The following is a 9,578-nucleotide window of genomic DNA, read 5'->3' as shown; positions in this document are numbered from 1 at the left end:
CCTGGCTTTTGTTAGGGGGCGTTGTTGTTTTAGGATAAGGTGGGAGAGGGGCAGCGCTGACTACCTTCGGCCATGAAATTGCTTCTTCTAGCGGGGCTGGGACTGGTGGCAGGACCGCTGCTGGCTCAGCCCGCTATTCCGCCGCCCATGTCCGCCCTGCCCGCCGCCCAACACTCCGCCCTGAAAACCTACGCCCTGCGCCTGCGTCCCGGCGACGACCTGCGCCAGCAGCTCACCGCCTTCGCGCAGCAGAACCACATCCTGGCCGGCACCATGATTACCTGCGTGGGCAGCCTCACGGTGGCCACGCTGCGGCTGGCTAATCAGGAAGGCCCTTCAGTTTATAAAGGGCATTTCGAGATTGTGTCGTTGGTCGGCACGCTTTCTACCAATGGCTCGCACCTGCATCTGGCCGTGTCGGACAGCACCGGACGCACCATTGGCGGGCATTTGCTGGATGGCTGCAAGGTGTATACCACGGCCGAAATCGTGCTGGGCGAGCTGCCGCAGCTGGAGTTTCGGCGCGAGAAGGACGACACGTTTGGCTATCAGGAGTTAGTGGTGCGGCCCGCTCCCGGCCCAGTTCCCAGCCCGGCCGATGAGAAGGGCAAAGCGCGCAAGCACTAAAACGTACCTTCGTCCCATGACCACCGCCACCGATACCCCGCAGGCCGCCGCCTTCCGCCGTCAGGTTCTGAATCCGCTGAAGCTGCGGCTGTTTATGCTGCGCAAGCTGCCCATGGCGTGGCTGGCGGGCTTGCGCCTCACGCAGCTCACGCCGGAAATGGCTACGGTCACCATCCGCTACAAATACCTTACGCAGAACCCCTTTCGCAGCCTCTATTTCGCCTGCCTGGCGATGGCGGCGGAATTTGCCAGTGGGGTGCAGGCCATGATGCACGTGCAGGCCGGCGGGCCGGTTTCGATGCTGGTAGTGGGCATCCAGGGTGATTTCACCAAGAAAGCCGTGGGCCTCATCGCCTTCACCTGTCCCGACGGCCCCCTCATTGCCCAGGCCATTGCCGAGAGCCGCGCCACCGGCGAAGGCCGCACGGTGGTGTGCATAAGCACCGGCGTGGACGAGGCCGGCGACGTGGTGGCGGTGTTCAAATTGACCTGGTCATTTCGGGCGAAGAAGTAGGCCCTGTCATGGTTTCGCCGGGCCTCCCCGCCATGACAGCCGTTTACTCCTGCACCGAGCTTATCACATCTACCATCCCGTCCTCGCTCACCACTACGGCGATGCAGGGATAATCCGAACTCTCCACATAGCGCAGGGCCGAGTTGTAGCGGGCCCCCCGGGTCCCGTCGCCCCGGCCCGAGGCGCGACCATCCAAAATCACCCCGATGGAGTAGCAGTAGCCCTCGGGGTCGAGGAGCACGGCCCCGTCGATGCTGGTGACGAGGCGGGTGATGAGCGGCGTGAGCGGCACGGGCTCAATGAGCGTGCATTGCAGCTTGAGGCGGTCGGCTTCGGCCAGCGCCTCGGTGGTGATGACCAGGAGCGTGCCGTGCTTCTGGCGGCTGGCTTCGAGCACCACGTCCCAGAGGCGCTCTACTTTGGGCGCATCGGTGAGGGCGAAGGTGCGCTTGAGCGACTTGCGGAAGGCCGTCCGGCTGAGACGGGTGCGCGGCAGGCCGGGCAGGCCGTAGTGCGAGCGCATGAGGACGTGCCCCGCGTGCTGGAGCTCCCAGGCGTAGTGCGTCACGAAGTTGATGACGAACAAATCCTCGCGCACGGCGTCGTAATGGCCCACTTGCTTGCCCAGGGCATACACGTTTTCGCCGTCGGCGAGCAGGTGCACGTCGGGCGTGGTCATCTCTAGGAGCTTGCGCACGGCGCGGTAGTCCGTCAGCTCGGTGGGGCAGGTGAGGGCGAAGATTTCCTCGATGTTGGGGTGGCCGCGGCGGGCCAGCAGCAGCTTGCCCACGCCCTCGGCGCCCTCGTAGCGCAGGCTGCTGATGGTGTTGCAGGTAGCAAACAGCTTGATGACGGAAGGGTCGAGGCCCAGGGCCTGGGCGGGCGTATCGAGGAAGGTCTTGCCGGCGGCGCGCAGCAATTCCTCGCTCTCGCGGGGCCGCACGAAGATACTGGCCCCCGGCTCGGCCTCGCTCAGGGCCTTCACGCCTTCTTCGTTGAAGCGGTACATGGCGGCCAGCAGCAGCGACGGGGCCAGCGGCTTGCCGTCGGTGTAGTAGCGGGAGGGCTGTAGCGACGGATACGCCCGCAGCGGCTTGCGCACCAGGCGCAGCACCGTCACCACAAAGTAGCCGTTGATTTCCACCGGCCAGCCGGAAAAATGCTGGTAGTGGCCCTGTTCGTCAATTTCATTGAGGGTTTCCTGCACCGCATCCCGAATGCCGATGCCCTGGTGCTTGCGCCGGATGGTGGCGGCCGTCACGTCGTCGCGGTCGGGAAAGGGCCAGGGCGTGGTGAGCTGCTTCACGCGGCCCCGCGCCACGGCGTCGGAAAACGCGGCGGCGGGCAGGCCGGTGTCCACGGGTTCGAGGCAGCGGGCGGGGTGCGCGTCATCGGCGGGCAGGGCCAGCAGCAGCACGAAGGGTTTCAGGTCGTCATCGAGGGCGTCGAAAAGGTCCTGGGCCAGCGCTTGGGCACCCTCGCGGTAGCGCACCTGGTGGGGCCAGATTTGGGCCGGCGGGGCGATGACAGCCGGTAACTTGGATGCAGTGAAGGAGCAGGAGGAGAGCATGGTGGGGTGGGCGAAAGGCGAAGAAAACTCCCCTCCTTGGTCAGAAAGGGAATTTCAGTTTACAACTGGAATAGAACCGGCAACACCATCTTTTGCTTCATTGGCTTGCCCTGAAACATGGCGGGCTCCCATTTTGGGGCTGCCTTTATCAGGCGCAGGGCCTCCTCATCCAGGCCGGAGCCCATCTTCTTGATGACGCGGGCATCGGTCAGGCTACCATCCTTTTGCACCATGAATTCGACCATCACCTTGCCCTCAATTTTGCGCTTGCGGGCCAGGTCGGGGTACTTCTGATTTTTCTCAATCCAATCGAAAAAAGCCTGGTTGCCGCCCACGGGCTGGGTGGGGCGGTCGGGGGCCACCACGGCGGGCCGGTCGGGGTTGGCCGAGGCGGCAATGTCGGCGGCGGAAGTAGTAATGGGGCGCTCCTTGGCCGGCCCGCCGATGGTGACGGTGCTGCCCGGCGACATCACGAAGGACACCGGCACCACCACGCGCTGGCGCACCACCTGGTTGCGGTGCTTGGCGGGCGTCCACTTCGGGCCGCTTTTGATGAGGCGAATGGCTTCGGCATCAAGCTCAGGCGACACGGGCGTTTCCACCTTCACCTCGTTCACGGTGCCGGTTTTTTCCACCACGAAGCTCACCTTCACCGTGCCCTGAATGCCTTTTTGCATGGCGCTGGCGGGGTATTTCTGGTGCGCGGCCAGAAACTGAGCGTAGCGCTCGGTGCCGCCCAGGGGCACGGCGGGCTGCTGCACCGAGTCGTACACGGCATTGGCTGAAGGCTTGGGTGGCATTTTGCGCTTCTGGGCGTGGGCCGACAGGCTGAAGAAACTAAGGCCGCCAAGCAGCAGGAGCATCGGGATTTTCATGCGTAGAAAAGGGGGAAGGAGAGAGGGAAATGAAAAAGACAGTTGCAGCGCAAAGGCCGTGCCCGCCGAAATAGTGCCGGCGTGCTGCGCAAAGAACGGCAGCCCGCGCCCCGTCTGGTTTCGCCTTCCCTGCTATTATGACGTTCTTTGAAGCGAAATACTGCATCTCCCAACGCATAATTTAGCATGAGCACCGAAAGCCGCGCCCCCGAACCCGTGGGCGCCTACCCCTATACCCGCCGTGTGGGCAACCTCCTGTTTCTATCCGGCGTGGGGCCGCGCCAGCGCGGCCAGAAGGCCATTCCCGGCGTGGAGCTGGACGAAGACGGCAATATCCTGCGCTACGACTTTGAAAGCCAGTGCCGCGCCGTGTTCCAGAACGTGCGCTACATTCTGGAAGAAGCCGGGGCCGAGTGGGATGATTTGGTGGACGTAACCGTGTTCCTGACCAACATGAAGGACGACTTCCCCACCTACAACCGCCTCTACGCCGAGTACTTTGCCACGGCCCAGCCCTGCCGTACCACCCTCGAAATAAACTGCCTGCCCACACCCATTGCCATCGAGTTGAAGTGCATTGCCGCGCTGCCGAATTAATGGGGATTTAATGCTTTCGGCGTAACACGCGGAGAAATTTAGGGGTTATTGGCCCCAATGTACATCCGTAAAAACCTCCGCTGGAGCGTGGTATGGCGCTTGACGCGTCGCAGCCTGCTCATTTTTGTCGTCTACAACACGTTGATATGCCTGCTCTACGGGCCGCTCAACGTGCACGTTCTTGACATTCCGTGGCAGCCGGTGGCGCTGCTCGGTACGGCCGTGGCCTTCTACATCGGCTTCAAGAGCAACGGCTCCTACGACCGGTTCTGGGAGGGCCGCCAGCTGTGGGGCACCATCGTGAACACAAGCCGCGTGTGGGCCATCCGCACCTTCGATTTCGTGCAGGCCGTGCCCGATGGCGTGGGCCCCGACCCGCGCTACATCACTGAGCTGCACCGCCGCCTGCTCTACCGCCAGATTGCCTGGGTGAATGCCCTGCGCCTGCACCTGCGCCGCCAAACCGCCGCCCTCTGGGACACCGAAGTAGCGCCTTTCCTGCCCCCATCCGAGGCCGAACAGGCCAAAAACCTCAGCAACCCGCCCACCCACCTGCTGCGCCGCCAGAGCGTGGAGCTGCGCGAGCTCTGCCAGCGCGGCCTGCTCACCGAGTTCCGCCAGGTGGCCCTGATGCAGACCATTCAGGACCTGCTGAACGCGCAGGGCGGCTGCGAGCGCATTAAAAACACACCGTTTCCGCGCCAGTTTGCCTACTTCAGCTTCGTGTTTGTGTGGGTGTTTGCGGCCATTCTGCCGCTGGGGCTGGTGGAGGAATTCGACAGCCGCCTGGCCCTGGGCCAGTACCACGTCTGGCTGATGGTGCCGTTTTCGGTGCTCGTGTCGTGGGTGTTCAACGTGATTGAAGTGGTGGGCCACACCAGCGAAAACCCCTTCGAAAACGACATCTACGACGTGCCCATGACCTCCATCTGCCGCAGCATCGAAATCGACCTGCGCGAGCTGCTCGAAGAAACGGAGATGCCGCCCCGGATTGAGCCGGTGAATGACGTGATGTATTAACGGGGGATGGATTGGTAAGCGACTGGAGCAGCGCTTCCAAACTAAGCTCGACCTAACGGAAACCCATCTCCGGCGTAAGGAATGGCATCTGTCATCCTTTTCCGAACGCCTGATGCCCAAGCTTCCCAATCCCGCCCGTACCTCGGGCCTCACCACCTCTTCCTGGTTTGGCACCGCGCCCAGCCTGCCCACCTTTGAGCCGCTCGGCGAAGACACCACCGCCGACGTGGTGATTGTGGGCGGCGGCATTGCCGGCCTCACCACCGCGTATTTGCTGAGCAGGGAAGGCGCGAAAGTGCTGCTGCTGGAAGACGGCGAGCTGGCCAGCGGCGAAAGCGGCCGCACCACGGCCCACCTGTCCAACGCCCTCGACGACCGGTACACGACGCTGGAAAACCTGTTTGGGAAGGAGGGCGCCCGCCTGGCCGCCGACAGCCACACCGTGGCCATTGCCGCGATTGAGGACATCGTGGAAAAGGAAAAAATCGAGTGTGACTTCACCCGCCTCGACGGCTACCTGTTTCTGCCCAAGGGCGGCCGCAGCCAGGAGCTGAGCGATGAGCTGGCCGCCGCCCACCGCGCCGGCCTCACCCACGTAGAGCACCTGTCGGAGGCCAGCACCGCGGGTTTCGAACCGGGCGAATGCCTGCGCTGGCCCCGGCAGGGCCAGTTTCACGTCCTGAAATACCTGGCCGGGCTGGCGGCTGCCATTACCCGGCAGGGCGGGCGCATCTGCACCAACACGCACGTGAGCGAGGTGCACGGCGGGGCCAATGCCCGCGTAGTTACTGCCAACGGCATCGAAGCCAAAGCCACCAAAGGCGTTGTTGTGGCCACCAACACGCCCTTCAACGACCGGGTGGTGATGCACACCAAGCAAGCTGCCTACCGCACCTACGTGGTGGCCGCCCGCGTGCCCAAAGGCTCGGTGACCAAGGCCTTGTATTGGGACACGGCCGACCCGTACCACTACATCCGCCTGCAGGAGGTGGCCGCCGGCCCCCGCGGCGCGGCCGGCTACGACCTGCTCATTGTGGGCGGCGAGGACCACAAAACCGGCCAAGACGACCACCCCGAAGCCCGCCTCGACTGCCTGGAGGAGTGGGTGCGTGCCCGGTTCGCCATGGTGCAAGACTTCGAATACCGGTGGTCAGGGCAGGTGATGGAGCCGCAGGATAGCCTGGCCTTTGCCGGCCGCAACCCGCTCGACGCCGACAATGTGTTCATCATCACCGGCGACTCGGGCCACGGCATGACGCACGGCACGCTGGGGCCGATGATTATCACCGACCTCATCCAAGGCCGCCCCAACCCCTGGGCCGCCCTCTACGACCCCGGCCGCGTGACTGTGAAGCGCGAAAGCGCCCAGGAATTCATCCGCGAAAACGTGAACGTGGCCCTGGAATACACCGAGCTGCTCACCGGCGGCGATGTGAAGACCCCCGACGAAATCCCCGTTGGCGAGGGTGCCATATTTCGGCGCGGCCTCAGCAAAGTGGCGGTGTACAAGGACAACCAGGGCGCTATGCACGAATGCTCGGCCATTTGCCCTCACCTGGGCTGCGTGGTGCACTGGAACAACCTCGAAAAAAGCTGGGACTGCCCCTGCCACGGCTCCCGCTTCACGGCCCTGGGCGAGCTGCTCAGCGGCCCGGCCAATTCAGGGCTGGCGGCCGTGTAGCGTCAGGCTGCTCAGGCTGTCTGACGCAGTTAAGGCCTGCTGGCCGTAGGTAAGGGAAGTAGGGGGCAGCGGCTGCGGTAGATGCCCGAGAACCTGCGCGGCAACGCTTCTGCCGCGCAGGAGCCGTAATTTTGCATCATGAAACTTCCCTTGACTTTAGCTCGGGGCCGGAGGGCCGCACTGCTGGCTGGGCTGGCCCTCGTGCTGCCCGCCTGCCAGGCCGACCAGCAGCGCCTGGCCCGCCTCGAAGCCGTGCAGCAGCAACAGGCCCGCGAGCTGGCCCGCCTGCGCCAGCAGCTGGCCGATAAGGAAGAAGAAGTGGCCGAGCTCGAAACCTGCGTCGGCGACCTGGAAAGCGCCGTGTACGACGACGGAGATTCAACGGCCTACGACGAGGACGAGCGCCCGGCGCTAAAGCAGCTGTAGCGCGAACCAGCGGTACGGGCGTGCTACAGCGCTAACCCATTTGGCCGTTCTTCGCGTTAATTGCCGCATTACCCGCTTTCGCTGCATGAACCACCAGACGCGCCGCCTCCGCTACTTTTTTTCCAGCCAGAATTTTTCCGATGGGGTGCGCATTACGGTGTCCATTTTGCTGCCGGCGGTGCTGCTGGGGCAGTGGGGGCACTTTGCCGAGGGGCTGAGCATCTCGACCGGGGCCGTGTGCGTGAGCGTGACCGACACGCCCGGCCCCGCCGCCCACCGCCGCAACGGCATGCTGGCCGCCCTGGTACTGGTGGGGGCCACGGCCCTGCTCACGAGCGTGGCCGCCCTCAACGTCTGGACGCTGGCCCTCGAAGTCGGAGTGCTAAGCTTCGGGCTGACCATGCTGCTGGTGTGGGGCGCGCGGGCCGGGGCCGTGGGCACCGCCGCCCTGCTGAACGTGGTGCTGCTGCTGGCCCACCCGCCCGCGCTGGCCGATGCCCTGTCCCATGCGGGCCTGCTGTTGCTGGGCGGCATCTGGTACGCGGGGCTGGCCATGCTGGCCTACCAGGTGCGGCCCTACCGCCCGGCCCAGCAGGCGCTGGGCGAGTGCATTCATGCCCTGGCCCGCTTTCTGGACCTCAAAGCCAAGTTCTACAACACCGCCACCGACCTCGACGAAGACTACCGCCAGCTCGTAGCCCAGCAGGTGGTGGTGAACGAAAAGCAGGAAGCCGTGCGCGACCTGCTCTTCCGCACCCGCCAGATTGTGAACGAAACCACCACCACCGGCCGCCGTCTGGTCCTCACCTTCGTGGAAACGGTGGATTTGTACGAGCGCATCACGGTGGGGTATTACGACTACTCGGCCGTGCGCGAAAGCTATGGCCACACCGGCATTCTGGACGATGTGGCCCGGCTCATCCGGCACGTGGCTACTGAATTGGACCACCTCGGCGTGGCCATCCAGACCAACAATGCCCACCCCGGCACCGGCCCCGTGCTCACGGCCGAGTGGGACCGTCTGCAAGCCCGCATCAGCGCCCTCGAAGGCGCGGCGGGCAGCGGCAACACGCTGGTGTTGAAGAAAATACTGGTGAACCTGCGCGACATCATCCGGCGCGTGGGCAACATCCGCCGCTACTTCGATGAAGCCCTTTCGGCCGCCGCGCCCGCCGCCAGCCGCGCCGCCGAGCACACCCAGTTCGTGGCCCCCCAGGAAATCGAGCTGCGTGCCCTGGGCCAGAACTTCACCATGAAATCGGCCGTGTTCCGCCACGCCGTGCGCATGATGGTGGCCTGCCTAGTGGCCTATGCCGTGGCCGAAACCCTGTGGCACGGCCAGCACAACTACTGGATTCTGATGACGGTGACCATCATGCTCAAGCCCGGGTTCAGCCTCACGCGGCAGCGCAACACCGAGCGCATCATCGGCACGCTGGCGGGCGGGGCGCTGGGCGGGCTCATCTTGTGGGCGGTGCCGTGGCCCGAGGCCCGGTTTGCCATTCTGGTGGTGTTTATGGTGGTGGCGTACAGCTTTCAGCGCACCGTGTACCTGGTCACGGTGGTGTTTCTGACGGCCTACCTGCTCATCATGTTCCGATTTCTGGGGCTGAGCTACCTGGGCGTGGCGCAGGAGCGCATCATCGATACGCTCATGGGCTGCGCCATTGCGTTTTCGGCCGGCTATTTCCTGTTTCCAAGCTGGGAATCGGAGCAGCTGACCGACTACATGGCCGCCGCCCTGCGCGCCAATCTGGCCTACCTGCGCCAGCTGGCCGACCGCCTCGCCGGCCGCCCGCTATCGGCCAACAACTACCGCCTGCTGCGCAAGGAAGTGTACGTGAGCGGGGCCAACCTCGCCGCCGCCTTCCAGCGCATGCTCACCGAGCCCAAAAGCAAGCAGCACCACCCCACCGAAACCCACGAATTTGTGGTGCTGAACCACATTCTCTCGTCCAACATCGCGGCCCTCACCGGCACCCTGCGCGAGGCCGCGCCCGCCGTGCCGCCCTTCCCGCCCGAGAGCCGCCGCGCTCTTACCAGCGCCGTGGCCGCCCTTAGCAAAAGTTTAGCCCGCATCGCGCCCGCCACTGCCCCGCCTGCCGTGGAGCTGGCCGCGCCCGAGCCTAACATCTCCGTCGCCGCCGCCGACGACAAGCTGCTGCTGGAGCAGCTCACGTTCCTGCAGAAAGTGAGCGGGGATATTGGGAAAATAACGGAGGTGCTGGCGAAGTAGGGGCGGGGCTCCGGAACGGTGCCGCTCGCGCG

9 protein-coding genes are annotated in these 9,578 nt (G+C 64.6%); 7 read left to right on the top strand and 2 right to left on the bottom strand.

Features of this window, described 5'->3' with window-relative positions:
- The first annotated feature begins 72 nt into the window (after positions 1–72).
- Together ACYU7Q_RS10060 and ACYU7Q_RS10055 are read left to right on the top strand one after the other, a co-directional pair.
- Complete coding sequence (locus ACYU7Q_RS10060; protein WP_460609324.1) at positions 73–627, top strand: PPC domain-containing DNA-binding protein; 555 nt, start codon at positions 73–75, stop codon at positions 625–627.
- Positions 628–643: 16 nt separating this feature from the next.
- Complete coding sequence (locus ACYU7Q_RS10055; RefSeq protein ID WP_460609323.1) at positions 644–1,141, top strand: PaaI family thioesterase; 498 nt, start codon at positions 644–646, stop codon at positions 1,139–1,141.
- Positions 1,142–1,184: 43 nt separating this feature from the next.
- On the opposite strand, the gene ACYU7Q_RS10050 is transcribed toward ACYU7Q_RS10055, so the two are convergent.
- The gene (locus ACYU7Q_RS10050; protein WP_460609322.1) at positions 1,185–2,711 is read right to left on the bottom strand and encodes a DNA integrity scanning protein DisA nucleotide-binding domain protein; all 1,527 of its coding nucleotides are present in this window, start codon (positions 2,709–2,711) and stop codon (positions 1,185–1,187) included.
- Between the two features lie 59 nt (positions 2,712–2,770).
- Entirely contained in the window at positions 2,771–3,586 is an 816-nt protein-coding gene (locus ACYU7Q_RS10045) for an energy transducer TonB (RefSeq protein ID WP_460609321.1), read from the bottom strand.
- Between the two features lie 186 nt (positions 3,587–3,772).
- Between ACYU7Q_RS10045 and ACYU7Q_RS10040 the strand changes: the two genes are divergently transcribed.
- The 5 genes from ACYU7Q_RS10040 to ACYU7Q_RS10020 all read left to right on the top strand — a co-directional run bounded on the left by ACYU7Q_RS10040 (position 3,773) and on the right by ACYU7Q_RS10020 (position 9,546).
- Positions 3,773–4,183 carry a RidA family protein gene (locus ACYU7Q_RS10040; protein ID WP_460609320.1) on the top strand — a complete coding sequence of 137 codons (411 nt, stop codon included), beginning with the start codon at positions 3,773–3,775 and terminating at the stop codon, positions 4,181–4,183.
- A 57-nt stretch (positions 4,184–4,240) separates the two neighbouring features.
- On the top strand, positions 4,241–5,203 hold the full coding sequence (locus tag ACYU7Q_RS10035; protein ID WP_460609319.1) for a bestrophin family protein: 963 nt from the start codon (positions 4,241–4,243) through the stop codon (positions 5,201–5,203).
- Positions 5,204–5,315: 112 nt separating this feature from the next.
- Positions 5,316–6,884 carry an FAD-dependent oxidoreductase gene (locus ACYU7Q_RS10030; RefSeq protein ID WP_460609318.1) on the top strand — a complete coding sequence of 523 codons (1,569 nt, stop codon included), beginning with the start codon at positions 5,316–5,318 and terminating at the stop codon, positions 6,882–6,884.
- Positions 6,885–7,022: 138 nt separating this feature from the next.
- Positions 7,023–7,310 carry a hypothetical protein gene (locus ACYU7Q_RS10025; RefSeq protein ID WP_460609317.1) on the top strand — a complete coding sequence of 96 codons (288 nt, stop codon included), beginning with the start codon at positions 7,023–7,025 and terminating at the stop codon, positions 7,308–7,310.
- Between the two features lie 85 nt (positions 7,311–7,395).
- Positions 7,396–9,546 (top strand): FUSC family membrane protein, encoded by a 2,151-nt coding sequence (locus ACYU7Q_RS10020; protein ID WP_460609316.1) that lies wholly within the window; start codon positions 7,396–7,398, stop codon positions 9,544–9,546.
- The last annotated feature ends 32 nt before the right edge of the window (positions 9,547–9,578 follow it).

It is taken from the genome of Hymenobacter terrigena (assembly GCF_054776515.1).
Note: the sequence above shows the minus strand (reverse complement) of the source record. Positions and strands in the feature narration are given on the sequence as shown.

Coding starts and splice junctions, on each gene's coding strand:
- ACYU7Q_RS10055 (WP_460609323.1), top strand. CDS start 644: ATGACCACCGCCACCGATACCCCGCAGGCCGCCGCCTTCCGCCGTCAG.
- ACYU7Q_RS10035 (WP_460609319.1), top strand. CDS start 4,241: ATGTACATCCGTAAAAACCTCCGCTGGAGCGTGGTATGGCGCTTGACG.
- ACYU7Q_RS10040 (WP_460609320.1), top strand. CDS start 3,773: ATGAGCACCGAAAGCCGCGCCCCCGAACCCGTGGGCGCCTACCCCTAT.
- ACYU7Q_RS10045 (WP_460609321.1), bottom strand. CDS start 3,586: ATGAAAATCCCGATGCTCCTGCTGCTTGGCGGCCTTAGTTTCTTCAGC.
- ACYU7Q_RS10025 (WP_460609317.1), top strand. CDS start 7,023: ATGAAACTTCCCTTGACTTTAGCTCGGGGCCGGAGGGCCGCACTGCTG.
- ACYU7Q_RS10030 (WP_460609318.1), top strand. CDS start 5,316: ATGCCCAAGCTTCCCAATCCCGCCCGTACCTCGGGCCTCACCACCTCT.
- ACYU7Q_RS10020 (WP_460609316.1), top strand. CDS start 7,396: ATGAACCACCAGACGCGCCGCCTCCGCTACTTTTTTTCCAGCCAGAAT.
- ACYU7Q_RS10050 (WP_460609322.1), bottom strand. CDS start 2,711: ATGCTCTCCTCCTGCTCCTTCACTGCATCCAAGTTACCGGCTGTCATC.
- ACYU7Q_RS10060 (WP_460609324.1), top strand. CDS start 73: ATGAAATTGCTTCTTCTAGCGGGGCTGGGACTGGTGGCAGGACCGCTG.